Below are 25,235 nucleotides of genomic sequence, written 5' to 3'. Positions count from 1 at the left end.
CGAGTAGGGTACGGGCCATGCCTGCCGAATCCGCCCGCGACTTCCTGCGTGCCCGCCCCTGGACCGCCAGCTACGACCCCGGGGTCCCCGCGGACCTGGACCTGCCGGAGACCTCGCTCGCGCACATGCTCGAGCGGTCGGTGGCCCGGCACGGCCGGAAGACCGCGCTCGAGTTCTTCGGGGCCCGGACCAGCTACGCCGACCTCGGGCGGCAGGTCGAGCGCGCGGCCGAGGGCCTGCGCCGGCTCGGCGTGCGGCACGGGGACCGGGTGGCGCTCGTGCTGCCGAACTGCCCGCAGCACATCGTGGCGTTCTACGCCGTGCTGCGCCTCGGAGCCGTCGTCGTGGAGCACAACCCCCTCTACACCGCGCACGAGCTGCGCCACCAGTTCGAGGACCACGGCGCGCGCGTGGCGATCGTGTGGGACCGTGCGGCCGAGCGGGTCCGGTCCCTCGGCCCCGACCTGCCGGTGGACACGGTCGTGGCCGTGGACATCACCGCGGCCATGCCTCTCGCGCAGCGGATGGCCCTGCGCCTGCCGCTGCCCGCGGCCCGGGCCTCGCGCGCCCAGCTCACCGGGCCGGCCCCGGGCACGATGCGGTGGCGCGAGCTGCTGGCCGCGGACCCGATCGCCGTGGACCACCCGCGGCCCACCGCCCACGACCTCGCCCTGCTGCAGTACACCTCCGGCACGACCGGACTGCCCAAGGGGGCGATGCTCACCCACCGCAACCTCGAGTCCAACGCCCTCATGGGCCGGCACTGGCTCGGCTCCACCGAGCACGAGGTGGTGCACGGCGTGCTGCCCCTCTTCCACGCCTTCGGCCTGACCCTGGGGGTGACCTTCGCGATGTCCCTGGGCGCCGAGCTCGTGCTGTTCCCGACCGTCCGCACCGACCTCGTCCTCGGGGCGATGAAGCGCTCCCGGCCCACCGTGCTGCCCGCCGTGCCGCCGGTCTACGAGAAGCTGCTCGACGCCGCGCAGGAGCAGCGCACCGACCTGCGGGGCATCTCGGTGGCCGTCTCCGGGGCCATGAGCCTGCCCGTCCCGCTCGTGGAGCGGTGGGAGCAGGCCACGGGCGGCATCCTGATCGAGGGCTACGGGCTCACCGAGTGCTCCCCGCTCGTGGCGTGCAACCCGCTCAACGACTCCCGCCGCGCCGGGTCCATCGGCGTCCCCTTCCCCTCCACCGACATCCGGCTCGTCGACCCGGAGACCCTCGAGGACGTCCCCCGCGGCCACGAGGGCGAGCTGTGGGTGCGGGGACCGCAGGTCTTCCAGGGGTACTGGAGGCGTCCCGACGAGACGGCCCGGGCCCTGAGCACGGACGGCTGGCTGCGCACCGGGGACATCGTCACGGTCGACGACGCCGGCTTCCTGCGCGTGGTCGACCGGCTCAAGGAGGTCGTCATCACCGGCGGGTTCAACGTGGCCCCCACCGAGGTGGAGAACGCGCTGCGCCGGCACGAGGACGTCGAGGACGCCGCCGTCGTGGGGCTCACCGACCCGCGCGGCACCGAGGTCGTCGTGGCGGCCGTGGTCCTGGCGCCGGGCCGCGAGCTCGACGAGGGCGCCCTGCGCGAGCACTGCTACGCCGAGGTCACCCGTTACAAGGTGCCCCGGCGGATCGTGGCCGTCGACGAGCTCCCGCGCACGATGCTCGGCAAGGTCCAGCGCCGGGAGGTCCGCCGGCAGCTGGAGCGCACGGGCGTGCGGCTCTGAGGCCGGGCGCTCAGGGCAGGTCGGCCTCCGGTTCGGCCTCACGGTAGGGCACGCGCCGGATCGAGCGGATCCGGCCGAGCTCTCCCCACTCGTCGCGCCCGAGCCGGGCGATCGGCTGCAGGGCCTGGACGAGCGGACCCCGCCCGTCCAGGGCCGTCTCGTCCACGGCCACGTGCGTGACCGCGCCGAAGACGAGGAAGCAGTCGCCGATCGGCATCGGCTCCGCGTGCAGCCGGCACTCGATGGCCGCGGGGGACTCCGCCACCCGGGGCACGCCCACGGTCAGGGACGGCTCGCGGGTGAGCCCGACGGCGTCGAACTCGCTGACCTCCGGGGGGTAGTCGGTGCCCGTGGCGTTGATCTGCTCGAACAGCTCCGCGGACGCGAAGTTCACCACGAACTCCCCGGTCTGCCGGATGTTGCGGAGGCTGTCCTTCTCCCCGACCGAGACGAACTGGACGATCGTGGGCGTGCTGGAGGCCACCGTGAAGAACGAGTGCGGGGCGAGGTTGTCCACACCGGCCGCGGACCGCGAGCTGATCCACGCGATGGGGCGGGGGACGACCAGGGACTTGACCGCCCGGGCGAAGGAGCCATGCCGGTCGGCGGGGATGTCGGTGCGCATGCGCCCATTCCACCACCCCGGCTCGCCCCGGTCACGGACACCGCCGAGCCGGGACCGGCGAGCCGGACGTGGCCCCGGGCGCTGTCACCGCGGCGTCCTCCCCGGGTAGTCTGCGGGGGAACAGGTGCCCGGGGTCGACGACGATCCCGCGGAACGAGCGGAAGGACGGCCGTCCACGATGGAGCTCCGGCAGCTCAACTACTTCATCGCCGTGGCCGAGGAGCGGCACTTCGGCCGGGCCGCCAAGCGCCTGCACATGGCCCAGCCGCCACTGTCCCAGCAGATCCGTCAGCTCGAGGAGCAGCTCGGGGTGCGCCTCCTGGACCGCACCACCCGCCGGGTGGACCTCACCGCCGCCGGTCAGGTGCTGCTCGACCGGGGCCGCCGGATCGTCGGGGAGCTCGAGGCCCTCGAGGCCGACGTCCACCAGGTGGGCCAGGGCACCACGGGGGTGCTGCGGGTCGGCTTCTGCGGCTCCGCCACCTACGGGACGATGCCCGGCCTGGTGCGGCGGGCCGCGCAGGTGCTGCCGGGGCTCTCCCTGGCGCTGCACGGGGAGATGCTGACCCCCGCCATGGAGGAGGGGCTCCGCGGGCACACGCTGGACGCCGCGCTGCTTCGCCCCCCGGTGGCCTCCCCGGAGCTCGAGCACCGGGTCGTCGCCCGCGAACCGCTCGTGGTCGCGGTGCCCTCCGGCGGTGCGCTGGACGAGGACGGCCCTGTGGCCGTGCACGAGCTGCAGGACCAGGACTTCGTGGCCTGCCCGCCGGACTCCGTGCTCTACCGGGCCGGCGCGGACCTCTGCCGCCAGGCCGGGTTCCAGCCCCGGATCGTCCGCGTGGCGAGCGGGACGTCCGCGCTGCTGTCCTTCGTGGCCGCCGGCGGCGGCGTGGCCGTGGTGCCCGCCGGAGCGCGTGCCGTGCAGCTGGCGGGCGTCGAGTACCGCGGGATCGAGCACGCCCCGGAGCTCGAGCTGGCCGTCGCGTGGCGGCGCGAGGACCGGTCCGCGCTGCTGCACCGCTTCCTCGACCTCGTCGCCGACCTCGGGCCCGTGGCCGACCCGTAGGCCGCCCGTCGCCGCGTCGGCCGGCCGTCGCTGACCCGTCGGCCGTCGCCCGGCACGGCTCCTCCGCCCCGACCGGCGCCGGGAACCGGGGCGCAGCGGCAACCGGGAGGACGCCCTCGCGGCACCCGGTCTGTATTCCGGACGCGCCCCGGAGGTGGCTTGCCCATGCAGATCACTCAGTCTAAAGTGAATCTGTCGTCGGCGATGGCCCGGGCGCGATCCCCCCATCGGCGCCCGGATGGTTCCTGCCGATGACCGGCGTCCCGTTCCCCCCGATAGGGATGCCCGACAGGCCCTGCCGATCCCCCCATGCGGCAGGGCCTGTCCCTTGTCCTCGCCGCGTCCGGGCGCCCCCGCCCGCACGGGTCCGCCCGGGAGGGACCCGAGCGGGTCAGACGGCCGGCGTCAGCACAGTCCCAGCTCCTCGAGCCGGGGGATGACCTTGCCCGAGACCCGGCGCAGGGTGTCCATCTCCTCCTGGGTCAGGTGGTCGACGAACGCCGCGCGCACCATCTCGAGGTGGCCGGGGGCGGCGGCCTCGATGGCGCGGCGGCCCTCCGGGGTGATCCGCACGTCGAGGCCCCGGGCGTCGCTGTCGCACGGCAGGCGCTCGAGCAGGCCGCGGCGGGCCATCCGCGAGAGCAGGTGGGACAGCCGGCTGCGCTCCCAGCCGAGCGTGTGCATGAGGTCCCGGGACCGGATCACCCCGGTGCCGCTCTCGGAGAGCGGCACGAGGACCTCGTACTCCGAGCCGGACAGCGCGCTGTCCCGGGACAGCTGGCGGTCGATCGCGGTCTGCATGCCACGGCTCAGTGCGAGGAAGCTCCGCCAGGCGCACTGCTCCTCGGCGGTCAGCCAGTTGACCTCGGCGGGCTCCGGGGTGTTCATGCGGGGATCCTCTCGTGCGGGGCAGGACCCCCCAGCTTATATTGACGCGTCAACTAAAGTCAAACGCGGGGCGGTCCGCCGGGTGAGGGGCCGCCGTCGGGGCCGTGCCGGGGTCCTCGGCCGCGCCGTATCCAGTCCGAGTCGTAGTGCTCCCGGGGGTCGGTCCGCCGCAGGCGCTCGGCGTAGCCGGTGGGGCGCAGCGGGGAGTCGTCGTCGTCGGGACGGGTGAACGTCGCCATGGCGACCAGTCCGAAGCCCAGGGCTGCCGAGACCACCAGTGTCATGCCGGCGACGACCAGCACGCTGACGTACTCGTCGACCAGGTCGGCGCGTGCGGTGCCCTCGAGGGCGGGCCCCACCGCGAACGCCCCGGCGAGGGGGAGCAGGCCGAGCAGCAGCAGGGCTGCGGGGACCAGCCACCACCTCGAGCGGCTCCGCAGCGGCGGCACCGCGGGGTCCCGCAGAGCAGGGTGCAGCTGGGCCTGGACGGCGACGAACCCGGCGGCCCCGGGCGCGGCCAGCAGCGCGCCGACGACCCAGCCCCAGACCACCTCCTGTGCGGCGAGCCCGGCACCCAGCAGGACGCCCAGCATGATCAGCGTGAACGAGAGGCCGCGGGCCATCCGGCGGGTCGCCCGCGGTGAGGCCGGGGAGGGCCGCGGCGCCGGTGCGGGCGCCGGGAGGTCCCGGTGAGGGATGCGCTGCCCGTACTCGGGCTCGTGGCCGTGGCTGCTCATGGGCGGGGTCCCGTGGTGGAGGGGTGCTGGACGGCTCTACTGTAGACCTCACCCCCGACGGAACCGGGGCTGGTACCCGAGCACATCATTGACGTATCATCAAAACCGGGGGCGGCCCAGTGGCCGCTCCCTCACCGGCCCGCCGGTGACCCACCGTCCGGCAGCGCAGCCCCGAGGAGCCAGCATGTCCCCACGCAGCACCCGCCAGTCCGACGAGCACAGCACCGCCGGCGCCTACGTGCACCCGGGGGAGGAGTTCACCCGGGACACCACCTACATCGAGGACGGGATCGTGCGCGACCCGGAGCACGCCCGGCTGAGCGAGGGGGCCCGGGCCTGGCCGGTGGAGGCCGGGCGCTACCGGCTCGTCGCCGCCCGGGCCTGCCCCTGGGCCAACCGCACCCTGATCGTGCGCCGTCTGCTGGGGCTGGAGGACGCCCTCCCGGTCGGACTGCCCGGTCCGGTGCACGACGCCCGGTCCTGGACCTTCGACCTCGACCCGGACGGCCGGGACCCCGTCCTGGGCATCGAGCGGCTCCAGGAGGCGTATCTCGCCCGCTACCCGGACTACCCGCGGGGCATCACCGTGCCGGCTGTCGTGGAGGTCGCGAGCGGGAAGGTGGTGACCAACGACTTCGCCCAGCTCACCGAGGACCTCGCCAAGGAGTGGACCGCCTTCCACCGGGAGGGCGCCCCGGACCTCTGGCCGGCCGGGCTCGAGGACGAGATGCGGCAGGTCATGCGGCGCGTCTACACCGAGGTCAACAACGGCGTGTACCGATGTGGCTTCGCGGGCTCCCAGCAGGCCTACGAGAAGGCCTACGAGCGGCTGTGGGCGGCGCTGGACTGGCTCGAGGAGCGCCTCGCCACCCGCCGCTACCTCATGGGCGAGCACATCACCGAGGCCGACGTGCGGCTGTTCACCACCCTCGTGCGCTTCGACCCGGTCTACCACTCCCACTTCAAGTGCTCGCGGAACAAGCTCACCGAGATGCCGCACCTGTGGGGCTACGCCCGGGACCTCTTCCAGACCCCCGGCTTCGGGGATACCGTGGACTTCCAGCAGGTCAAGGAGCACTACTACATCGTCCACGAGGACATCAACCCGTCCCAGATCGTGCCGGTCGGGCCCGACCTGCGGAACTGGGTCTCCGCGCACGGCCGGGAGGCCCTCGGCGGCTCGCCCTTCGGGGAGGGGACGGCGCCGGGCCCCGTCCGGCCCGAGGAGCGGGTTGACCGACGTCACACCCCGCTGGCCGTCTGAGCGGCGCCCCGCCGCGGCGCGCCGCCTAGACTGGTCAGCTGGTGCGGTCCGGGTCCGCGCGCCAGGAGGCGGACCGCCGGGCCCTCCGCCCTCCGCCCCTCGTCCCGGAAAGGACCTCCCGTGGCCCCCTACCGCAACCAGCGCGCCGCCGCGCTGCCGGCCCGCCTGTCCCGCTCGTGGCTGCTCACCTCCGCCGCCGACCCGTCCGCCTTCCCGACGGCGCTCGCGTCCGAGGCCGACTCGGTCGTCTTCGACATCGAGGACGCGATCCCGGCCGACGGCAAGGACCAGGCCCGGCGCAACGTCGTGGAGGCCCTGGAGGCCGGCGCGAGCGCCTGGGTGCGGATCAACGACATCACCACGCCGTACTGGGAGCAGGACCTGGCCGCGCTGAGCCGGGTGGGACGCCTGCGGGGGATCATGCTCGCCAAGACGGAGCACCCCGACCACATCACCAAGACCGCCATGATGGCGCCCGCCGGCACGCCGGTGGTGGCGCTGATCGAGTCCGCGGTGGGCATCATGAACGCCAACGACATCGCGCGCGCGCCGGGCGTGTTCCGGCTCGCGTTCGGGGTCGGCGACTTCCGCCGGGACACCGGCGTCAGCGCGGACCCGATGGCCCTGGCCTTCGCGCGCTCGAGCCTCGTGGTGGCCTCGCGCGTGGGCGAGCTGCCCGGCCCCATCGACGGGCCGACCCTCGGCGCCTCCGGGGAGGAGCTCGCGCAGGCGTGCGCCGTGACCCAGTCGATGGGCATGACGGGCAAGCTGTGCCTGGACCCGGAGCAGACGGACGGGATCAACCGCAACCTCGCCCCGAGCGAGCAGGAGATCACCTGGGCGCGCGAGCTCATCACGCAGCACGACTCCGGGCACGTCGTGGGCGACGGCAGCTACCTGCCCCGCCTGGCCCGGGCGCGCAAGGTCTCCGAGCTGGCCCAGACCTACGGCATCTGGAACCGCTGAGCCGGCCGGGCGGGACGCCGGGCCGGCGTCCCGCTCAGCCCAGCCAGCGGGCCACGAGCGACCGGAACGCCGGGTCCGTCAGCGACACCACCCGGTGGTGTGCGGGCACGGGGTCCCCGTCCGGGACCGAGGGCACGGCCACGACCACCAGCCCCGCCGCCACGGCCGAGGTCGCGCCCACCACGGAGTCCTCCACGGCCAGCGCCTCCGCCGGGGCGAAGCCCAGCCGCCGCACGGCCTCGGCGTAGATGTCCGGGGCCGGTTTGCCGCGCGCCACGTCCTCCGAGGAGACCCACGTGGCGAGGTGCGGGGCGAAGCCCGCCTGCTCCAGCTTCACCCCGAGGATCGTGCGCGTGGAGTTGCTGGCCACGGCCACCGGCAGCCGCTCCGCGAACTCCCGCACGGTCTCCAGCGCCCCCGGCAGGGGGACGATCTGCGCGGTCAGGGTCTGCTCCTCGGTGCGCAGCACGTCGGCGTGGACCAGGGCGCGGTCGGCGCCGGCGGCGTCCGCGATCGCCGTGGCCACGTCCGCCGCGGACCAGCCCATCATGGCGCGCTCCATCGCGTCGGTGTACGCCAGCCCGTGGCGCTGCGCCACGGCGCGCTGGACACGGGCCCAGTTGGCCTCCGTGTCCATCAGGATCCCGTCGCAGTCGAAGACCACGCACGCCGGCGACCAGTCCGCGGCGGGCGCGGGCGGCCCGGGCTGGGCCGGGGACGGCGAGGTGGTCGGGTGCGGGGAAGTCGTCATGGTCCCATCGTGCCTCACCGGGACCGGGCCGTCGCCGGGATGTGAGGAGGACAACGGCCCGGAATAAGCGCCCCGACCCGGGGTGTTGCCGCCAGCGGACCCCTTCGTGCCCCTCCCCGACGGAAGAAGCCGCCCTTGCCCACCCCGCCCCGCGTCCCGCTGTCCGCCCTCGACCTCGTGCCCCTGTCCGAGGGGCGCACCACCGCGGACGCCCTCCGGGAGGCCGTGGACCTCGCCCGCCGGCTCGACGCGTCCGGCTACCGGCGCCTGTGGTACGCCGAGCACCACAACACGGAGGCGTTCGCCTCCTCCGCCACGGCGGTGCTGATCGGCCAGGCCCTGGCCGCCACCGACCGCATCCAGGTGGGCTCGGGCGGGATCATGCTCCCCAACCACGTCCCGCTGACCGTGGCCGAGGCCTTCGGCACGCTCGCCAACCTCTACCCGGGCCGGGTGGAGCTGGGCCTGGGCCGGGCGCCGGGCACCGACATGCGCACCGCGCTCGAGCTGCGGCGCGGGCACGCCGGCCACGACACCTTCGAGTCCGACGTCCGCCGGCTGGTGCGGCTGTTCGGCGGCCAGGAGCAGGAGGTCGTGCGGGCGCCCGTGGCCCGGGGCACGGGAGTGCCCCTGTGGATCCTCGGCTCCTCCACGGGCGGCGCCGAGGTCGCCGCCCGGCTCGGCCTGCCCTACGCGTTCGCCTCGCACTTCGCCCCCGCCATGATCATGGACGCGATCGCCCTCTACCGGCAGCGCTTCGACGCGGACGCCCCGACCGCCACGGTGGAGCGCCCGTACGTGGTGGTCGCGGCGAACGTCCTGGCCGCGGACACCGACGAGGAGGCGCGCCGGCAGTTCAGCACCCACCAGCTGCTCGTACGCGGGATCGCCCGCAACGACCGGCGCCCGCTGCAGCCGCCCACCGGGCGCGTGGAGCTGACCGCGGCGGAGGCGAGCATGGTCGAGGAGCACCTGGCCGTCTCAGCGGTCGGCACGCCCGACCGGGTCGTCGCCGAGCTGGAGCAGATCGTCGAGATCACCCGCGCCGACGAGCTGATGCTCAACAGCTATGCTCACGACCCCGAGGTGCGCGCCCGCTCCTACGAGCTGGTGGCCCGCGCCTGGTAGGCGCCTGCGCGACAGCCCGCACCGCACCCCCACGACGTTCCGCACGACCCGTCCCACGACAGGAGCACCCCATGACCACGTTCCCCGCCCTCGAGGCCGTCTCCGCCGACTCCGGCTTCCGCCGCACCACGATCGAGCGCCGCCCGGTCGGCGCCCACGACGTCGAGATCGAGATCGACTACGCCGGGATCTGCCACTCCGACATCCACACCGTGCGCGACGAGTGGGGCGGCGCCCGGTACCCCGTCACCCCCGGCCACGAGATCGTGGGCCGCGTGCGCGCGGTGGGGGAGCAGGTCACCGGCTTCACGGCCGGTGACACCGTCGGCGTCGGCTGCTTCGTCGACTCCTGCGGGCGCTGCGAGCAGTGCACCCAGGGCCTCGAGCAGTTCTGCGCCGAGGGCGTCGTGGCCACCTACAACACCGCGCTGCCCGACGGGAGCGCCACGCGCGGCGGCTACAGCGCGGGCATCGTCGTCGACGAGCGCTTCGTGCTGCGCGTGCCCGAGGCCCTGGACCCCGCGAAGGCCGCCCCGCTGCTGTGCGCCGGGATCACGACCTACGCCCCGCTCAAGCGCTGGGGCGCCGGCCCCGGGAGCAAGGTCGCGGTCCTGGGCATGGGCGGGCTGGGCCACGTGGCGGTGAAGATCGCCGCGGCCATGGGCGCCGAGGTCACCGTCCTGAGCCAGAGCCTGTCCAAGCAGGAGGACGGGCTCGCCTTCGGGGCCACCGACTACTTCGCCACGAAGGACCCGGAGACGTTCGAGCGCAACCGGGGCCGCTTCGACCTGATCATCAACACCGTCTCCGCGGACCTGCCCATCGAGGACTACCTGTCCCTGCTGCGGGTCAACGGCGTGCTGTGCTCCGTGGGACTGCCCACCGAGCCGTACAGCGTCCGCCCCGGCGCGCTCATCGCCCCGCAGCGCGTGCTCACCGGGTCGATGGTCGGCGGCATCCCCGAGCACCGGGAGATGCTCGAGTTCTGCGCCGAGCACGGCGTCGAGGCGGAGATCGAGCTGATCGGCGCCGACGAGGTCGACGCCGCCTACGACCGGGTGGTCGCCTCGGACGTGCGGTACCGCTTCGTCGTCGACGTCGCCCGCACCCTGGCGTAGCGGCCGGGATCATCAGCACCCTGCGACTCGGGGCGGGCTCTGGCTAGAGTGGTCCCCATGGCCGACACCACCAGCACTGCCGACCCCCTGCACCGGCTCGCCGAGGCGTACCGGGTCTCCACGACCTACTCCGGGTTCGACGGCCAGGAGCGAGAGGTCCCGGCCGCCACCCTGCGCGCCGTCCTCGACGCCCTGGGCGCCGACGCCGGCGACGACGACGCCGTCGAGGCCTGCCTGGCCCGGCGGGAGCTGGCGCCGTGGCGGCGGGTGCTGCCGCCCGTCGTCGTCGCCGTCGAGGGCGCCCGCACCCGCTTCGCGGTCCACGTCCCGCACGGCTCGGCCGTGCACGTCTCCCTCGTGGGGGAGGACGGGACCCGGACCACGGCCGCGCAGACGGACAGCTGGCGCTCCCCGCGCGACGTCGACGGCGTGCTCACCGGGGAGGTCACCTTCGAGGTCCCCGAGAACCTCGGCCCGGGCTGGTACGAGGTCCGGGCCGAGTGCCCCGACGTCGACGGCGGGCAGGCCGTCACCACGCCGCTGGCGGTGACCCCGCGCCGGCTCTCCACCACCGACCGGCTGCACGGCCGGCGCCGCTGGGGCTACATGGCGCAGATCTACTCGGTGACCTCGGGGCGCTCCTGGGGGGTGGGGGACGTCTCGGACCTGGCGAGCCTCGCGGCCGTCTCCGGGGAGCAGGGCGCGGACTACCTGCTGGTCAACCCGCTGCACGCCGCCGAGCCCGCCCCGCCGGTGGAGCCCTCGCCGTACCTGCCCACCAGCCGCCGCTTCTTCAACCCTCTCTACCTGCGCATCGCCGAGGTCCCCGAGTACGCCTACCTGCGCCCGGCCGACCTCGAGGTGGTCAACACGCTCGCGGCCATCCAGCGCCGGGAGAACCTCGACACCAGCACCATCGACCGGGACAAGGCGTACGCCGCCAAGCTGAAGAGCCTCGAGCTGCTGTTCACGGTCCGCCGCTCCCCGCACCGCCAGCAGCAGCTGCGCCGGTTCGTGGCCGAGGGCGGGCAGGGCCTGCAGGACTTCGGCCTGTGGTGCGCGCTGCGGGAGGAGCTCGGCGAGGACGCCCCCGAGTGGGACGACGTCGCCGCCGCCCCGGACTCCCCCTACGCGGCAGAGGCGCGGACCCGGCTGTCCCACCGGGTCGACTTCTACGTGTGGATGCAGTGGCTGCTCGACGAGCAGCTCGAGTCCGCCCAGCGCGCCGCCCACCTGGCCGGGATGGACATCGGCGTGATCCACGACCTCGCGGTCGGGGTGCACAAGCAGGGCGCCGACGCGTGGACGCTGCAGGACGTGCTGGCCTCCGGGGTCAGCGTGGGCGCGCCCGCGGACATGTACAACCAGAAGGGCCAGGACTGGTCCCAGCCCCCGTGGCACCCCGAGCGCCTCGCCGAGGCCGGCTACCTGCCCTGGCGGGACATGCTGCGCACCATCTTCCGGCACGCCGGCGGCATCCGGGTGGACCACGTCCTGGGCCTGTTCCGGCTGTGGTGGATCCCGGAGGGCCAGCAGGCCTCCGAGGGCGCCTACGTCTACTACGACCACGAGGCGATGGTGGGCATCCTGGCGCTCGAGGCCGAGCTCGCCGGGGCCGTGGTGGTCGGCGAGGACCTGGGCACCCTGGAGCCGTGGGTGCGGGAGTACCTCGCCGAGCGCGGCGTGCTCGGGACCTCGATCCTGTGGTTCGAGACGGACGGCGACGAGCCCCTGCCGCCGGCGCGGTACCGGGAGCTGAGCATGGCCTCCGTCAGCACCCACGACTTCCCGCCCACCGCGGGCTTCCTCCAGGGGGTGCAGGTGGACGTGCGCGAGCAGCTCGGTCTGCTGGCCCGCCCGGTGGAGGAGGAGCGCGCCGAGGCCCGGAAGCAGCTGGACACGTTCTTCGCCGCCGTGGCCGCGGACGGGCTCCTGCCCGAGGGCGGGGCCACGGGCGAGCAGGCCCGGGTCGAGGCGCTGCACCGCTGGCTGGGCCAGGCGCCGGCGCTGCTGTTCAACGTCTCCCTCGTGGACGCGGTCGGCGAGCGGCGGATGCAGAACCAGCCCGGCACCGGCGACGAGTACCCCAACTGGCGGATCCCCCTGGCCGACGGGGCGGGCAACCCCGTCCTGATCGAGACGCTGCCGGAGAACGCGCGGGCCAACTCGCTGGTCCGCGCGATCAACGAGGCCCTCGGCACCCGTCCGCGCTTCCAGGGCGTGGGGGAGCCGGCGCAGCCGCAGCACACCGACCGCACGGCGCCCTGAGCCCGGGCCGCCCCGCACCCCCGAACGGAGCACACCGCATGACGGAGCCGACGGCGTCCCGCCCTGCCCCTGTCCCGCCCGCCCGGCCCATCCGGTACGTGGCCCTGGGCGACTCGATGACCGAGGGCGTGGGCGACCCCGACCCCGCCCGCCCCAACGGCGTGCGCGGCTGGGCGGACCTCGTGGCCGAGCAGCTGACGGCCGCCCACCCGGACACCCGCTACGCGAACCTCGCGGTCCGCGGACGCCTGCTGCGCGGGATCGTCGAGGGGCAGCTGGACGCGTGCCTGGCCCTGGAGCCGACCCTGGTGAGCCTCTACGCCGGCGGGAACGACATGCTCCGCCCGCGGGCGGACGTGGACGCCCTCATGGAGGTCTACGAGCAGGCGGTCGCCCGGCTGCGCGCCTCCGGCGCCGAGGTGGTGCTGTTCACGGCCTTCGACCCCGGCCGGGACGCGCCCACGTCCTGGACCCGTCCCCGGCAGGCCCTGTACAACGAGCACGTCCGCGAGATCGCCGACCGGCACGGGTGCCGGGTGCTCGACTACTGGCGGATGCGCACGCTGCAGGACTGGCGCTACTGGGCGGTGGACCGGCTGCACATGTCCGCCGCCGGGCACACCTACGTGGCCGCCCGGATGCTCGAGCTGCTCGGCGTCGCGCACGCGCTGGAGCTACCGCCCACGGAGCAGCTGCCCGTCACCGCCAGCCCGGGTGTGCTCAAGGAGGACCTGTACTGGGCCCGCGAGTACCTGCTGCCCTGGATCGGGCGCCGGCTGCGGGGCACCTCCTCCGGGGACACGGTCGCCGCCCGGCACCCCGGGTGGACGACCCTGTTCCCGCAGGACGTGGTCCCCGCCGGGCCCGCCCCCCGCGGCGCCGCCGGTTTGCGGGGGTCCGGGGAGCCGGTAGACTGGCCAGAAGCTGGTCACGCCTGACGTCAGGTTGCGGGGAAGTCCGTACGGGCCTAGACTTCAAGGCTGTCGTGGGGTGGAGTCCACCGTCCGGCACCTTGATCTTCACCGTCTTCATCGTGGCGAGGCCTTCGCCGGTTCCGACCGCGGGTCTCACGAGAGGGCCCGGTTGGCGAACGGTGGCAATTCTGAAGGTGACGGGACGCTCGCGGCCGCAGGTGAGTGATCATCCTGCGGCTCCCACTGCGTGCCGTCATTTCGTCAACATTGGAGGAGAACACTATGGCAGCGCACTGCCAGGTGACCGGAGCTCAGCCGGGCTTTGGGCACAGCATTTCGCACTCGCACCGCCGTACCAAGCGCCGGTTCGACCCGAACATCCAGAAGAAGCGTTACTGGGTGCCGTCCTTGCGGCGCAGCGTGACGCTCAACGTCAGCGCCAAGGGCATCAAGGTCATCGACGCCCGCGGCATCGACGCTGTCGTGACCGACATGATCGCACGTGGGGAGAAGATCTAGCATGGCCAAGGACAAGGACGTTCGTCCCATCATCAAGCTGAAGTCCACCGCCGGCACCGGTTTCACCTACGTGACCCGCAAGAACCGCCGCAACGACCCGGACCGCATGGTGCTCAAGAAGTACGACCCGGTCGTCCGCAAGCACGTCGATTTCCGCGAGGAGCGCTGAATCCATGGCCAAGAAGTCCAAGATCGCCAAGAACGAGCAGCGCAAGGTCGTCGTCGAGCGCTACGCCGCGAAGCGTGCCGAGCTGAAGAAGACCCTGGTCGACGAGAACGCCACCGACGAGGCCCGCGAGGCCGCTCGCCTGGGCCTGCAGAAGCTGCCCCGCGACGCCTCCCCGGTCCGCCTGCGCAACCGCGACCAGATCGACGGGCGCCCCCGCGGCACCATCCAGAAGTTCGGCATCTCCCGCGTCCGTTTCCGCGAGATGGCGCACCGTGGCGAGCTGCCCGGCATCTCGAAGTCCAGCTGGTAATTTCTGACGCAGGAGCGCGACCGGTTCCCGGCGCGCGCTTCCCCACGACCCCAAGTCCAGGAGGACATGAACATGGCTAAGAACCGCAGTGAACTCGTCGCCGAGGTCGCCGAGAAGGCCGGCACCACCAACGCCGCCGTCAACGGGGTGCTGGACGCGCTGTTCCAGGTCTTCGAGGAGTCCGTCTCCGCCGGTGAGAAGATCACCATCCCGGGCTGGCTGGCCGTCGAGCGCACCGACCGCGCCGCGCGCACGGGCCGCAACCCGCAGACCGGTGAGACCATCGAGATCCCGGCCGGCCACGGCGTCAAGCTGACCGCTGGTTCCAAGCTCAAGGCGGCCGTGTCCAAGAAGTAGGGACACCCGCGGGTCCGTCCTGGACCTTCTCCATGGCTTCGTCCGAAGGGGCGGCCCCCACCGGGGCCGCCCCTTCGCCGTGCCGGGGACCCGGTGCGCGGGCGCGGTCCTCCTGGTGCCCGGCGCCCGGTCCGCGCGAGGTCGTTCCGGCGTGCTGCCCGGACGCCCGGCCGGGGCGGCTCGGCCTCTCCGCCGCGCCGGAGGGCCGTGGTCCGGTCGGGGTCGTGACTGCAGGGCGCCCGGGCCCGGCCCACCGCGACTGGCCCGGCCCTCGCGGTGCCGCGCATAATGGGAGCACCGAGCCGACCGGCCGGCGATCCGAGGGGAGGGGGCGCGTGAGCCCACGTGCACGCCGTCTCGCCCGCGGCTGGGCCGGTGCGGCCCTCGCCACCTCGGCGGCCGCGGTCTCCCACACCGTCGCGGGCGGACAGCCCCCGCCGCCGCTGCTCGTGCTCCTGTCCCTGGCGCTGTCCGGGCCGCTGTGCATGGCGCTGGCGGGCCGGGCGCTGTCCCGGTCCGCGCTGGCGCTGAGCGTGCTGCTCAGCCAGTCCCTGTTCCACGCCCTGTTCGCCGCGTCGGGCACCGTCAGCGCCGCTCCGGGCGCCTCCCACCACGGGGCGGCCGGGGGCGGACCCGTTCTCGTGCTGCAGGCCGGCCCCCATCCGGAGCACGGCGGGTCCGTCATGCTCACGGCCCACCTGCTGGCCGCGCTCGCCGGCTACGCCCTCACGCGCCACGGAGAGGTCGCGGCCGTGCTCCTCCTGGAGGCGCTGCGGCTGCGGGTCCGGCGGCTGTGGCGGTCCCTGTCCTCCCCGGTGGTCGCCCGCCGTCCGCGCGCGGTGCGGCCGGGGCGCCCGCACGCGCTCACCGACCAGTCCCTGCTGCGCCCCGTGCGCTCCCACCGCGGTCCGCCCCGGCCTCGGCGCCGGCTCCTGCTCCCGGCCGGACCCGCCCCGCTGCCCGTCGGCTGATCCGGCCGGTGCCGCGGCGGGGTCCCGGAACCGGCCCGCGGCGGGACGAGCGGCGCCCCCGTGCACGCCGCCGGCCGTCCCGGTCCGCGGACCGTGCCGACGGCACAGACCGACGCCCCGCACCGACAGCCGACCGATGCCCTGCCCGGGCCCCTCGAGGAGAGACCACCCATGCGCACCGCACGACACACCGCACGACCCAGCACACGAGGCGCCGCGGCGCTGCTGGCGGCGGGCGCCGTCACCGTCCTGACCGCCCTGCCCGCCTCCGCCCACGACGAGCTCACCGGCGTGAGCCCGGAACCCGGCGCCACCCTGACGACCGCCCCCGAGGAGCTCGAGCTGACCTTCTCCGGGCAGGTGATGGACATCGGCCACCAGGTGCAGGTCACCGACTCCGAGGGCCGCTCCGTGACGGACGGACCGCTCGAGACCGAGGGGAACCGGATCGTCCAGCCCCTGACCGACCCCGGCGCGGAGGACCAGACCTACCAGGTCGTCTGGCGCGTCGTCTCCAGCGACGGGCACCCGATCGAGGGCACCTTCGCCTACGAGGTCGGCGCCGGGTCGGAGCCGTCCCCCGGCGTGACGCCCACCGCCGAGGTCCCCGAGCCGCCGGCCGAGGACGCCGCGGCCCAGGCCTCGACCGGGGACACCCCGCTCTGGCTGGTCGCCGTTGCCGGTGCGGCGGTCGCCCTGGCCGTGCTCGGCGCCGTGAGCGTCGTCTCCCGGCGGCGCCGCGGGGACTGACCGGGCCGCCGGGCATCAGCGGGGCAGGGTCCCCGGCCCGGTGGCGGAGCCGGCAGGATCCCGGACCGGGCCGTGGAGCCGCCAGAACTCCTGGGCCGGCGGTCGGGCTGGTTCCCCGAGCCGGCAGGAGCCCTGCGACGGCCGCCGAACCGGGCTCGGCGCCGGGCCGGCACAGCACGGGCCCGGCGCCCGGACGGGGCCGCCGGACCGGCGCCCGGACGCTGCCCCCGGGTCCGGGCGGATTTGCGCCGCGGGGGACAATGGACGGAGCCGCCCCTACGGGGGACGCGGAAGAAGGAGACGCACCATGAGCACGAGGACGGCCGAGCGCGCCGACCACGGCACCGCCGCGCCGGCGGGCGGACGCGGGGTGGATCCCTGGCTGCTCGCGGCCGTGCCCGTCGTGGCCCTCACGGCACTCGTCGTGGCGATGGCCTGGACCGGGTCGGGCGCCGCCCGGCTGGCCGCCGATCCCGGGGCGCTGGTGCGCTGGGGCCTGCCCGCCGCCGAGCTGGTGCACAACAGCGCCCTGGTCGTGGTGATCGGCGCGCTGCTGTTCGCCGTCGGGATCGTGCCCAGCACCCGGCGCGCCGGCCGCGCCCGGACGGACACGGACGGCGGGGACGCGGCACCGGAGCACCCGCTGTTCACGACGACGCTGCGCCTGGCCGAGGCCGCGGCCGCGGTGTGGACCGTGGCGGCCCTGGCCGTGCTCGTGCTGTCCTACTCCGACGTCGCGGGCTTGCCCGTGGGCGGGGACGGCACCTACACCCAGCAGCTGCTGCACTACGCCACGGACATCCCCACGGGCCAGGCGCAGACGGCGATCGTCGTGGCGGCGGCCGTGGTGACCACCCTCGTGTTCGGGATCCGGGCGCGGCTCGGGCTGCTGCTCACCCTGGCCCTGTCCTGCACGGCACTCGTGGCGATGGCCCTCAACGGCCATTCCGCGGGCGGCAACGACCACATGGGTGCCGTCAACTCCCTGGGCCTGCACCTGCTCGGGGTGTGCCTGTGGACCGGCGGCCTGGTGGTGCTCGCCTGGCTCTCGCCGCAGCTGAGCGCCCCGGACGCCGGCACCGGCACGCTGCCGGAGGGCGCCGCCCGCGGCCGGACGGTGGCCGGCCCCCGGGACCGGGCACCGATCGCGGCCGTGGTGCTGCGCCGCTTCTCCGCGGTCGCGTTCGGCGCCTTCTTCCTGGTGTTCCTCTCCGGAACCGTCAACGCCGCGGTGCGGATCGGGTCCTGGGACCAGCTCACGAGCGGCTACGGGGCCCTGGTGCTCGTCAAGGCCGCCCTCACGCTCGCCCTGGGCGCCGCGGGGCTGGCCCACCGCCGGTGGCTGGTGCCCGCGCTGGAGGCCGGCCGGCTCACGGCCCGCCGCGCGGTGTGGCAGCTGGTGCTCGGGGAGCTGCTGCTCATGGGCGCCGTCATGGGGGTCGCGGTGGCCCTGTCCCGGACGGCTCCGCCGGTGCCCGAGGAGCTGGCCCCGGACGCCTCCCCGGCCCTGATCCTCACCTGGTACGAGCTGCCGCCGGAGCCCACCGCCGCCTCCTGGTTCACCACGTGGCGCGTCGACTGGCTGTGGCTGGCCGTGTGCCTGTTCCTCGCCCTCGTCTACCTCTGGGCGTTCGTGCGGGTGCGCCGCCGCCGGGACTCCTGGTCGGTGCTGCGCACCCTGTCCTGGCTGACCGGCCTCCTCGGCCTGTTCTACGTCACCTCCGGCGGGGTCGCCGTCTACGGCCGGGTGCTGTTCTCGGCGCACATGGTCGAGCACATGGCCCTGACCATGGTGGTGCCGATCTTCCTGGTCCTGGGCTCCCCGGTCTCGCTGCTGCTCAAGGCCCTGGAACCCCGCCGTGACGGCACCCGCGGGCCCCGCGAGTGGATCCTGCGCCTCGTGCACTCCACGTTCGGCCGGATCGTGACCCATCCGATCTTCGCCGCCGTGAACTTCGCCGCCTCGATCGTGGTCTTCTACTTCACCCCGGTCTTCCACTTCACGCTGCACTACCACGTGGGCCACGTGTTCATGGTCACGCACTTCCTGATCACCGGGTACCTGTTCATGCTCGTGCTCATCGGCAGCGACCCGATCCCGTACCGTCCCGGCTACATGATGCGCCTCATCCTGCTGCTCGCCACGATGGTCTACCACGCCTTCGTCGGGGTGGCCCTGATGGGCTCGGACACCCTGCTGCAGGCCTCCTGGTTCGGCAACACCGGGCGGGACTGGGGCCGGTCGGCCATCGAGGACCAGCAGTTCGGCGGGGCCCTCATGTGGGGGATCGGGGAGTTCCCCACCGTCGTCGTCGCCGTCGTCGTCGCCGTCCTGTGGGCGCTGGCCGGCAGCAAGGAGAACCGCCGCGTGGACCGCCAGGCGGACCGCACCGACGACGCCGAGCTCAAGGCCTACAACGACATGATGGCCCGGCTCGCGGAGCGCGACGACCGCGCCGCCCGCCGCTGAGCCCCGCCCCATCGCACCCACCCGAAAGGACCCCACCTCCATGCGCCTCACCTCCCGCGTCCGCGCCTCCGAACTGCAGGGCCGCGCCTGGCTCAACACCGGCGGCCAGGACCTGGACCTCGCCGCCCTGCGCGGCAAGGTCGTGATCCTGGACTTCTGGTCCTTCTGCTGCATCAACTGCCTGCACGTGCTCGACGAGCTGCGGCCCCTCGAGGAGCGCTTCTCCGACGTCCTCGTCACCGTGGGGGTGCACTCCCCGAAGTTCGAGCACGAGGCCGACCCCGAGGCGCTGGCCGCGGCCGTGGACCGCTACGAGGTCCACCACCCGGTGCTCGACGACCCCGAGCTCACCACCTGGGACGCCTACACCGCCCGGGCCTGGCCGACCCTCGTGGTGGTGGACCCCGAGGGCTACATCGTGGCGCACCTGTCCGGGGAGGGCCACGTGCAGGGCCTGGTCTCCCTGGTGGAGGAGCTCGTGGCCGAGCACGAGGCCCGCGGCACCCTGCACCGCGGCGACGGCCCCTACGTCCCGCGCCCCGCGCCCGAGGGCGACCTCCGCTTCCCCGGCAAGGTGCTCCCGCTGCCGGACGGCTCCTTCCTCGTCTCGGACACCGGCCACCACCGCCTCGTCCAGCTCGGCAACGACCTGGAGACCGTCCAGCGCGTGATCGGCGCCGGGCAGAAGGGCCACGAGGACGGGGACGCGGCGACGGCCCGCTTCACCGAGCCCCAGGGCCTGACCCTGCTGCCCGAGGACGTCCGCGCCGCAGTCGGCTACGACGTGGTCGTCGCCGACTCCGTGAACCACCGGCTGCGCGGCGTGGACCTGGCCACGGGCACGGTCCGCACGGTCGCCGGCAGCGGCGTCCAGCGGCTCCTCGACGAGGAGCGTGCCCGGGGTGCGGAGCCCAACGCCGTGCCCGCGGGCGCGGATCCGCTGACCGTGGCGCTGTCCTCCCCCTGGGACGTCGTGTGGTCCACCCGGGCCGGCCGGCTGCTGGTGGCCATGGCCGGCACCCACCAGCTGTTCTCCTTCGACCCGCGCAGCGGGCAGCTCGCCGTGCTCGCCGGCACCGGGGACGAGGGCCTCAAGGACGGGCCTGCCGCGGAGGCGTGGTTCGCCCAGTCCTCCGGGCTCGCGGAGGACCACCTCGGCAACGTGTGGATCGCCGACTCGGAGACCTCGGCGCTGCGCGTGCTCCGCTTCGACGACGACGGCGCCGTGGCGGTCGAGACCGCCGTGGGCGAGGGGCTGTTCGACTTCGGCTTCCGCGACGGCGACGCCGGGCAGGCGCGGCTGCAGCACTGCCTCGGGGTGGCCCAGCTGCCCGACGGCTCCGTGGCCGTGGCCGACACCTACAACGGGGCCGTGCGCCACTACGACCCGCGGACCGGGCAGGTGGCCACCCTGGCGCGCGGACTCGCGGAGCCCTCGGACGTGCTGCTCGACGTCTCGGGCGGGGAGCCGCTGCTCGTGGTCGTCGAGGCCAACGCGCACCGCCTGGTCCGCGTGCCGATCCCCGCCGCCGCCCAGCGCGTGGACGAGGGGGCCTCGCAGACCCAGCGGGCCCGCACGAAGCTGGCCCCGGGCGCACTCACGATCGACGTGCGCTTCGCGGCGCCGACGGGTCAGAAGCTCGACGACCGCTGGGGCGACCCCACGCAGCTGAAGATCTCCTCCTCCCCGGAGGGGGCGCTCGCGGCGGGCGCCGGCACGGCGCAGGGCCTGCGCCGGGAGCTCGTGCTCGCGGACGGGGTCACCGAGGGCGTCCTGCACCTGACCGCGCGCGCCGCGGCCTGCGACGGCGAGCCCGGCGGGGAGATCCCCGACCACGCGGCCTGCCACCTGTACCAGCAGGACTGGGGGATCCCGTTCGTGCTGGACACCGAGGGGGAGACCGAGCTCGTCCTGGACCTGCGCGGGGTCAACTGAGCCTGCCCGGCGGCGGGCCGCCGTTCCGGGACGTCCTCCTCGGGGGTCCCGGGACGGCCCCGGGGCTCCCGCTGGGCGGCCTGCCGCTCGGGGGCCGGCCGCCCTGGAGCGCGCCGTTCCGGTCCGTCCCGCGCGGCCCTGTCAGCCGCGCGGGGTGACCCGCACGGTCGAGCCGTCGACGGCGAGGCCCGCCGCGACCTCGAACGGCACCGTCCGCTCGAGCCGCTCGACCTCGCCGGTGAACAGGTCCAGGGAGTCGAACTCGATCCGCGCGGTGCCCCGCGCCGACTCCAGGGACCAGCCGCCGCTCTCCGTGCCGACCTCGATCCGCGGGTCCGGATAGGACTCGATCGTCCACCGCACGTCCCCCTGGACCCGCCCGTCGAACTCGTAGGAGAACGGGCAGCCCGCGGGGAAGAGGGTGTTCTGCCCGGCACAGCTGTCCAGGTGCTCCTTCAGCTGCCGGTCCACCTCCTCCTCGAGGGCCGCGGTGGGCCGGGGCTCCAGCACGACCTCCGCCTCCTGGCCGGGGGCGGTCAGCGTGGTGCTGACCGGATCGGCCTCCACCAGCTCGGAGGTGTAGGAGGCCGTGTAGGTCCCCGGGAAGAACGCCGAGAACTCCCCGGCGGAGTCGGGCAGCGCCACGGACATGCCGTTGAGGTCCACGGAGGTCACGCCCGGCAGGCTGACCGTCAGCGTGGGCAGCGGGGTCTCGTCGAAGGCCCAGACCGTGAAGAAGCCCCACTGCGTGTCCACCGGGTGCAGGCTGAACTCGGAGCTGTGCCGCTCGCCGCCGAGGCTGTAGTCGGCGCGCACGACGGCCTGCTCGCCGTCGTTGCTCACGGTGGACACCTCGAGGTCCTCGAGCTCCTCGGCCGCGGCCTCCAGCGGGTCGCCGTCGAGCATCGCGGCGTTGGCCTCGGGCACGCTGGCGTTGAGCAGCCCCAGGGCCCGCCCGCCGTCGCCGTCCTGCAGGTCCTCGAAGTAGGCCCGCACGTCCGTCTCGGGGCCGTACATGTACTTGTTGACCAGGGCGATGGTGACGGCGGCGGCGGCCACCCCGAGCAGCACGAGGAACAGCCAGGCCCCGAGGGCCTTGAGCACGCGGGCGTTGGACTCCATCCGTTCACGCTAACCGATCCCCCTCCTGCCCGCCCGCCACGGGGCCGCGCGGGCGGCCGGGGACGCACGGGCCCGCCCGGGCGGGTACGCTGGCGTGCCGCGGCCCTTCCCGCGCCGTGCTCTCCTGCGCCGTCCCTGTCCGCTCTCCCTGTCCGCTCTCCCTGTCCGTCGTCCCCGTGCGTCGTCCTTGTGCACGCTCCCGCGACGCCGTCGTCGCCCGCCGCCCCGTTCGCCGCCCCGTTCGTCGTTCCCGGTCCTCCTCTGCTGCCCCTTCTCCGTCCCCGTCCCCGTCTGGAGCTGAATCCCATGGCCGATGCCGTCCGGCAGGTCCCAGAGAAGTACGGTCCCGTCCGCGCCGTGCTCCGCCCGCGGCTGGGCTCCTACGGCCGGCGCCTGCTCGCCTGTTCCGCCCCGATGCTCGCCGGCGCGGTGCTCCTGCTGCTGCTCTGGTCCCGGCGGCCGGGCCCGGCCGTGGCGGTCGTGCTGCTGGGACTCGTCCTGGTGGCCGCCCTGGCCTGCTGGCTGCGGCTGCGCCCCGCGCTCGTGGTGCGGACCGACAGCCACCTCCTGCGCTCCCGCACCGTGGGCTTCGCGGCCACGCCGCTCGCACGGCTCGACTCCGTGGTCACGGTCGGCGCCCTGCACCGCTCGGCCGACAGCCCGCGGCGCGCCGGTCGGCCCCACCTGTGGGCGGCCGACCGGTCGGGCCGCCGCGTGTTCGCCCTGGACGGCGACGTGTGGGACGCACGCGCCCTGGGGGAGGTCGCCGAGGCCCTGGACGCGCCCCGCACGCACGTGGAGCAGCTCACGGCCGGACAGGCCGCCGCGCGCTGGCCGCGGCTGGTGCCGTGGCGGCTGCGGCACCAGCGGCTGTGCTCGGCCGCGTCCTCGGCGGCAGTGATCGCCGTTCTCGCGCTCGCCGTATGGCTCTCGCTGGACCTGCCCGGCACGGGCTGACGGACGGGAGCCACCACGACGAAGGAGCCTGCCCCGGTGACGCCGGGGCAGGCTCCTTCGTCCTGGTGGCAGGGCTGGCTCAACCGGCCGCAGCCAGCTCCTGACGCGCGCGCTCGATCTCGGCCTGCCGCTCCTCGGCCGCCTCACGGGTCAGCTCGGCGCCGGCCTCCGCGTCCCGGGTGAGGTTTTCCCCGTTCTCGGGGTCGAAGACGTGCATCCGGCGGGTGTCGACCCAGATCCGTCCCTCTGCGCCGCCGCGGATGCGGGACGTGGCGTCGAGGGAGACCACGAGCTGCGGCTGCATCTCGTCCGCGTCCAGGTCCTGCGCCAGCTCGTTGAGCTTGGCCTGCACACCCTCGTCGGGCTGGTACCGGATGTAGCCGTACTGCTGGTTGCCCAGCCACTCCGTGTGGGTGAACCGGGCGTCGAAGGTCGTGCCGCGGGCGGCGATCGCCTCGTCCACGAACTTGGCGTCCTCGAAGTGCTCCGGGCGCAGGCCCAGCAGCACGATGGAGCCGTCCGGCGGCATCTTGCCGGCCGCGTGGTCGGGCACCGGGATGTCGCCCAGCGGGGTGCCGAACACGTTGCCCTGGACGTGCGCGGGGAGGAAGTTCATCGACGGCGAGCCGATGAACCCCGCCACGAACAGGTTGGCCGGCTGCTCGTAGAGCTCCCGCGGCGAGGCGATCTGCTGCAGGATGCCCTTCTTGAGCACCGCCACCCGGTCGCCGAGGGTCATGGCCTCGGTCTGGTCGTGGGTCACGTACACGGAGGTGATGCCCATCCGCCGCTGCAGCTGCGCGATCTCGGTGCGCATCTGCCCGCGCAGCTTGGCGTCCAGGTTGGACAGGGGCTCGTCGAACAGGAACGCGTCCGCGTCCCGCACGATGGCCCGGCCCATCGCCACGCGCTGGCGCTGACCGCCGGAGAGGTTGGCCGGCTTGCGCTCGAGGTGCTCGTCGAGGTCCAGGGTCGAGGCCGCGGCGCGCACCTTGCGGTCGATCTCCTCGTCGGAGAACTTGCCCTTGGACAGCCGCAGCGGGAACGCGATGTTCTCGTACACGGTCAGGTGCGGGTACAGCGCGTAGTTCTGGAACACCATCGAGAGGTTCCGCTCCCGCGGCTCCTTCTCGTTGACGCGCTGGCCGTTGATCAGCAGGTCCCCCGAGGTGATGTCCTCGAGGCCCACGATCATCCGCAGCAGCGTCGACTTGCCGCAGCCGGAGGGCCCCACGAGGATCAGGAACTCGCCGTCGGCGATGTCGATGGAGACGTCGTTGACCGCGGGGAAGCCGTCGCCGTACTTCTTGACGAGGTGGTTGAGGGTGATGGATGCCATCTGGGACTCAGTCCTTCGTTCGGTTCGGAAGATGCGTGGGCGGAGGGCGGGCTCAGCCCTTGACCGCGCCCTGGGTCAGGCCGGAGACGATCTGGCGCTGGAAGAGCAGCACCAGGAGGACCACCGGGATGGTGACGACGATGGCCGCCGCGGAGATCGCGCCCGCCGGGTCCTCGAACTGCGAGGCTCCGGTGAAGAACGCGAGCGCCGCGGGCACCGGGCGGGCGGCCTCGGTGGAGGTCAGGCCGATGCCGTAGACGAAGTCGTTCCAGGCGATGAAGAACGCGATGATCGCGGTGGTGAAGACGCCCGGCAGGGCCAGCGGCACGATCACCTTGCGGAAGGCCTGCCAGGTGGTGGCGCCGTCGACCTGCGCCGCCCGTTCCAGGTCCCACGGGATCTGCTGGAAGAACGCCGTCAGGGTCCAGATGGAGATCGGCAGGGTCAGCGAGAGGTAGGGGATGATCAGGCCGGGCCACGTGTCGTAGAGCCCGATCTGGCGCCACAGGTTGAACAGCGGGGTGACGATGGAGACCACGGGGAACATGGACACCGCCAGGGCGACCGTCAGGATCATCTTCTTGCCGGGGAAGTCCAGGCGGGCGATCGCGTAGGCGCACAGCGTGGCCAGGACCACCGCGATGGCCGTGGCGATCAGGCAGATGCCGATCGAGTTGATCAGCGACGGCACGAACAGGTCACGGGCCTGGCCCACGAAGATGGACGAGTAGTTCTCCCCGACCCACTGGGTGGGCAGGAACTTCCCGGACGTCAGGTCCGCCGGCGTCTTGAAGGACGTCATGAGGATCGAGGCGACGGGGAAGAGGGCGTAGAACAGGACGAGGACCGTGACGACGGCCCAGCCCCACTTCTGCTTGGTGGTCAT

Annotated in this window: 24 protein-coding genes; 17 read left to right on the top strand and 7 right to left on the bottom strand. The window is 74.0% G+C overall.

Annotated elements, in window-relative coordinates; translation table 11 throughout:
- Positions 1-17: 17 nt before the first annotated feature.
- The gene (locus ABL57_RS16065; protein WP_047804481.1) at positions 18-1,724 is read left to right on the top strand and encodes a long-chain-fatty-acid--CoA ligase; all 1,707 of its coding nucleotides are present in this window, start codon (positions 18-20) and stop codon (positions 1,722-1,724) included.
- Positions 1,725-1,734: 10 nt separating this feature from the next.
- On the opposite strand, the gene ABL57_RS16060 is transcribed toward ABL57_RS16065, so the two are convergent.
- Positions 1,735-2,349: a flavin reductase family protein gene (locus tag ABL57_RS16060; protein WP_047804480.1), complete on the bottom strand. Its 615-nt coding sequence runs from the start codon at positions 2,347-2,349 to the stop codon at positions 1,735-1,737.
- A 178-nt stretch (positions 2,350-2,527) separates the two neighbouring features.
- On the opposite strand from ABL57_RS16060, the gene ABL57_RS16055 reads away from it, so the two are divergent.
- Positions 2,528-3,415, top strand: a complete 888-nt coding sequence (locus ABL57_RS16055; RefSeq protein ID WP_047804479.1) for a LysR substrate-binding domain-containing protein — start codon at positions 2,528-2,530, stop codon at positions 3,413-3,415.
- A gap of 405 nt (positions 3,416-3,820) precedes the next feature.
- Here ABL57_RS16055 and ABL57_RS16050 read toward each other — a convergent pair whose 3' ends face one another.
- Together ABL57_RS16050 and ABL57_RS16045 are read right to left on the bottom strand one after the other, a co-directional pair.
- Positions 3,821-4,303 carry a MarR family winged helix-turn-helix transcriptional regulator gene (locus ABL57_RS16050; protein ID WP_047804478.1) on the bottom strand — a complete coding sequence of 161 codons (483 nt, stop codon included), beginning with the start codon at positions 4,301-4,303 and terminating at the stop codon, positions 3,821-3,823.
- A gap of 59 nt (positions 4,304-4,362) precedes the next feature.
- On the bottom strand, positions 4,363-5,040 hold the full coding sequence (locus ABL57_RS16045; RefSeq protein ID WP_047804477.1) for a hypothetical protein: 678 nt from the start codon (positions 5,038-5,040) through the stop codon (positions 4,363-4,365).
- A gap of 184 nt (positions 5,041-5,224) precedes the next feature.
- Between ABL57_RS16045 and ABL57_RS16040 the strand changes: the two genes are divergently transcribed.
- Positions 5,225-6,304, top strand: a complete 1,080-nt coding sequence (locus ABL57_RS16040) for a glutathione S-transferase family protein (protein ID WP_047804476.1) — start codon at positions 5,225-5,227, stop codon at positions 6,302-6,304.
- A gap of 120 nt (positions 6,305-6,424) precedes the next feature.
- A complete protein-coding gene (locus ABL57_RS16035) occupies positions 6,425-7,270 on the top strand; it encodes a CoA ester lyase (protein WP_047804475.1) in 846 nt (281 codons plus the stop codon).
- 34 nt (positions 7,271-7,304) lie between these two features.
- Here the strand turns inward: ABL57_RS16035 and ABL57_RS16030 are convergent, their stop codons facing one another.
- Positions 7,305-8,021 carry an HAD family phosphatase gene (locus tag ABL57_RS16030; RefSeq protein ID WP_047804474.1) on the bottom strand — a complete coding sequence of 239 codons (717 nt, stop codon included), beginning with the start codon at positions 8,019-8,021 and terminating at the stop codon, positions 7,305-7,307.
- A 135-nt stretch (positions 8,022-8,156) separates the two neighbouring features.
- Here ABL57_RS16030 and ABL57_RS16025 point away from each other — a divergent pair, with 135 nt between their 5' ends.
- The 12 genes from ABL57_RS16025 (at position 8,157) to ABL57_RS15970 (ending at position 20,931) form a co-directional block, all read left to right on the top strand.
- On the top strand, positions 8,157-9,149 hold the full coding sequence (locus ABL57_RS16025; RefSeq protein ID WP_047804473.1) for an LLM class flavin-dependent oxidoreductase: 993 nt from the start codon (positions 8,157-8,159) through the stop codon (positions 9,147-9,149).
- A gap of 71 nt (positions 9,150-9,220) precedes the next feature.
- Positions 9,221-10,267, top strand: a complete 1,047-nt coding sequence (locus tag ABL57_RS16020) for an NAD(P)-dependent alcohol dehydrogenase (protein ID WP_047804472.1) — start codon at positions 9,221-9,223, stop codon at positions 10,265-10,267.
- A gap of 57 nt (positions 10,268-10,324) precedes the next feature.
- Entirely contained in the window at positions 10,325-12,535 is a 2,211-nt protein-coding gene (gene malQ / locus ABL57_RS16015; protein WP_047804471.1) for a 4-alpha-glucanotransferase, read from the top strand.
- 38 nt (positions 12,536-12,573) lie between these two features.
- The gene (locus tag ABL57_RS16010) at positions 12,574-13,473 is read left to right on the top strand and encodes an SGNH/GDSL hydrolase family protein (RefSeq protein WP_082157501.1); all 900 of its coding nucleotides are present in this window, start codon (positions 12,574-12,576) and stop codon (positions 13,471-13,473) included.
- 258 nt (positions 13,474-13,731) lie between these two features.
- Entirely contained in the window at positions 13,732-13,968 is a 237-nt protein-coding gene (rpmB, locus tag ABL57_RS16005; protein WP_047804470.1) for a 50S ribosomal protein L28, read from the top strand.
- Between the two features lies 1 nt (position 13,969).
- Positions 13,970-14,137 (top strand): 50S ribosomal protein L33, encoded by a 168-nt coding sequence (rpmG, locus tag ABL57_RS16000; protein ID WP_017832642.1) that lies wholly within the window; start codon positions 13,970-13,972, stop codon positions 14,135-14,137.
- A 4-nt stretch (positions 14,138-14,141) separates the two neighbouring features.
- The gene (gene rpsN, locus ABL57_RS15995; protein ID WP_047804469.1) at positions 14,142-14,447 is read left to right on the top strand and encodes a 30S ribosomal protein S14; all 306 of its coding nucleotides are present in this window, start codon (positions 14,142-14,144) and stop codon (positions 14,445-14,447) included.
- Positions 14,448-14,519: 72 nt separating this feature from the next.
- On the top strand, positions 14,520-14,804 hold the full coding sequence (locus tag ABL57_RS15990) for an HU family DNA-binding protein (RefSeq protein ID WP_047804493.1): 285 nt from the start codon (positions 14,520-14,522) through the stop codon (positions 14,802-14,804).
- Positions 14,805-15,139: 335 nt separating this feature from the next.
- On the top strand, positions 15,140-15,775 hold the full coding sequence (locus tag ABL57_RS15985; protein ID WP_047804468.1) for a hypothetical protein: 636 nt from the start codon (positions 15,140-15,142) through the stop codon (positions 15,773-15,775).
- Positions 15,776-15,946: 171 nt separating this feature from the next.
- A complete protein-coding gene (locus ABL57_RS15980; RefSeq protein ID WP_047804467.1) occupies positions 15,947-16,525 on the top strand; it encodes a copper resistance CopC family protein in 579 nt (192 codons plus the stop codon).
- Positions 16,526-16,832: 307 nt separating this feature from the next.
- Positions 16,833-18,995: a cytochrome c oxidase assembly protein gene (locus tag ABL57_RS15975; protein WP_047804466.1), complete on the top strand. Its 2,163-nt coding sequence runs from the start codon at positions 16,833-16,835 to the stop codon at positions 18,993-18,995.
- A gap of 40 nt (positions 18,996-19,035) precedes the next feature.
- On the top strand, positions 19,036-20,931 hold the full coding sequence (locus ABL57_RS15970; RefSeq protein WP_047804465.1) for an NHL domain-containing thioredoxin family protein: 1,896 nt from the start codon (positions 19,036-19,038) through the stop codon (positions 20,929-20,931).
- A 141-nt stretch (positions 20,932-21,072) separates the two neighbouring features.
- Here ABL57_RS15970 and ABL57_RS15965 read toward each other — a convergent pair whose 3' ends face one another.
- Entirely contained in the window at positions 21,073-22,053 is a 981-nt protein-coding gene (locus ABL57_RS15965) for a hypothetical protein (protein ID WP_047804464.1), read from the bottom strand.
- Positions 22,054-22,359: 306 nt separating this feature from the next.
- Between ABL57_RS15965 and ABL57_RS15960 the strand changes: the two genes are divergently transcribed.
- The gene (locus tag ABL57_RS15960) at positions 22,360-23,010 is read left to right on the top strand and encodes a hypothetical protein (RefSeq protein WP_047804463.1); all 651 of its coding nucleotides are present in this window, start codon (positions 22,360-22,362) and stop codon (positions 23,008-23,010) included.
- 79 nt (positions 23,011-23,089) lie between these two features.
- On the opposite strand, the gene ABL57_RS15955 is transcribed toward ABL57_RS15960, so the two are convergent.
- Entirely contained in the window at positions 23,090-24,349 is a 1,260-nt protein-coding gene (locus ABL57_RS15955) for an ABC transporter ATP-binding protein (RefSeq protein WP_047804462.1), read from the bottom strand.
- Positions 24,350-24,401: 52 nt separating this feature from the next.
- Complete coding sequence (locus tag ABL57_RS15950; RefSeq protein ID WP_047804461.1) at positions 24,402-25,235, bottom strand: carbohydrate ABC transporter permease; 834 nt, start codon at positions 25,233-25,235, stop codon at positions 24,402-24,404.

The sequence above is a fragment of the Kocuria sp. SM24M-10 genome (assembly GCF_001027955.1).
Classification (GTDB): Bacteria; Actinomycetota; Actinomycetes; order Actinomycetales; family Micrococcaceae; genus Kocuria; species Kocuria oceani.
This window is presented reverse-complemented; position numbering and strand designations above follow the sequence as displayed.

Coding starts and splice junctions, on each gene's coding strand:
- rpmG (WP_017832642.1), top strand. CDS start 13,970: ATGGCCAAGGACAAGGACGTTCGTCCCATCATCAAGCTGAAGTCCACC.
- ABL57_RS15960 (WP_047804463.1), top strand. CDS start 22,360: ATGGCCGATGCCGTCCGGCAGGTCCCAGAGAAGTACGGTCCCGTCCGC.
- ABL57_RS16010 (WP_082157501.1), top strand. CDS start 12,574: ATGACGGAGCCGACGGCGTCCCGCCCTGCCCCTGTCCCGCCCGCCCGG.
- ABL57_RS15950 (WP_047804461.1), bottom strand. CDS start 25,235: ATGACCACCAAGCAGAAGTGGGGCTGGGCCGTCGTCACGGTCCTCGTC.
- ABL57_RS15965 (WP_047804464.1), bottom strand. CDS start 22,053: ATGGAGTCCAACGCCCGCGTGCTCAAGGCCCTCGGGGCCTGGCTGTTC.
- ABL57_RS16020 (WP_047804472.1), top strand. CDS start 9,221: ATGACCACGTTCCCCGCCCTCGAGGCCGTCTCCGCCGACTCCGGCTTC.
- ABL57_RS15975 (WP_047804466.1), top strand. CDS start 16,833: ATGAGCACGAGGACGGCCGAGCGCGCCGACCACGGCACCGCCGCGCCG.
- ABL57_RS16065 (WP_047804481.1), top strand. CDS start 18: ATGCCTGCCGAATCCGCCCGCGACTTCCTGCGTGCCCGCCCCTGGACC.
- ABL57_RS15970 (WP_047804465.1), top strand. CDS start 19,036: ATGCGCCTCACCTCCCGCGTCCGCGCCTCCGAACTGCAGGGCCGCGCC.
- rpmB (WP_047804470.1), top strand. CDS start 13,732: ATGGCAGCGCACTGCCAGGTGACCGGAGCTCAGCCGGGCTTTGGGCAC.
- malQ (WP_047804471.1), top strand. CDS start 10,325: ATGGCCGACACCACCAGCACTGCCGACCCCCTGCACCGGCTCGCCGAG.
- ABL57_RS15955 (WP_047804462.1), bottom strand. CDS start 24,349: ATGGCATCCATCACCCTCAACCACCTCGTCAAGAAGTACGGCGACGGC.
- ABL57_RS16060 (WP_047804480.1), bottom strand. CDS start 2,349: ATGCGCACCGACATCCCCGCCGACCGGCATGGCTCCTTCGCCCGGGCG.
- ABL57_RS16055 (WP_047804479.1), top strand. CDS start 2,528: ATGGAGCTCCGGCAGCTCAACTACTTCATCGCCGTGGCCGAGGAGCGG.
- ABL57_RS16045 (WP_047804477.1), bottom strand. CDS start 5,040: ATGAGCAGCCACGGCCACGAGCCCGAGTACGGGCAGCGCATCCCTCAC.
- ABL57_RS16040 (WP_047804476.1), top strand. CDS start 5,225: ATGTCCCCACGCAGCACCCGCCAGTCCGACGAGCACAGCACCGCCGGC.
- ABL57_RS15980 (WP_047804467.1), top strand. CDS start 15,947: ATGCGCACCGCACGACACACCGCACGACCCAGCACACGAGGCGCCGCG.
- ABL57_RS16050 (WP_047804478.1), bottom strand. CDS start 4,303: ATGAACACCCCGGAGCCCGCCGAGGTCAACTGGCTGACCGCCGAGGAG.
- rpsN (WP_047804469.1), top strand. CDS start 14,142: ATGGCCAAGAAGTCCAAGATCGCCAAGAACGAGCAGCGCAAGGTCGTC.
- ABL57_RS15990 (WP_047804493.1), top strand. CDS start 14,520: ATGGCTAAGAACCGCAGTGAACTCGTCGCCGAGGTCGCCGAGAAGGCC.
- ABL57_RS16030 (WP_047804474.1), bottom strand. CDS start 8,021: ATGACGACTTCCCCGCACCCGACCACCTCGCCGTCCCCGGCCCAGCCC.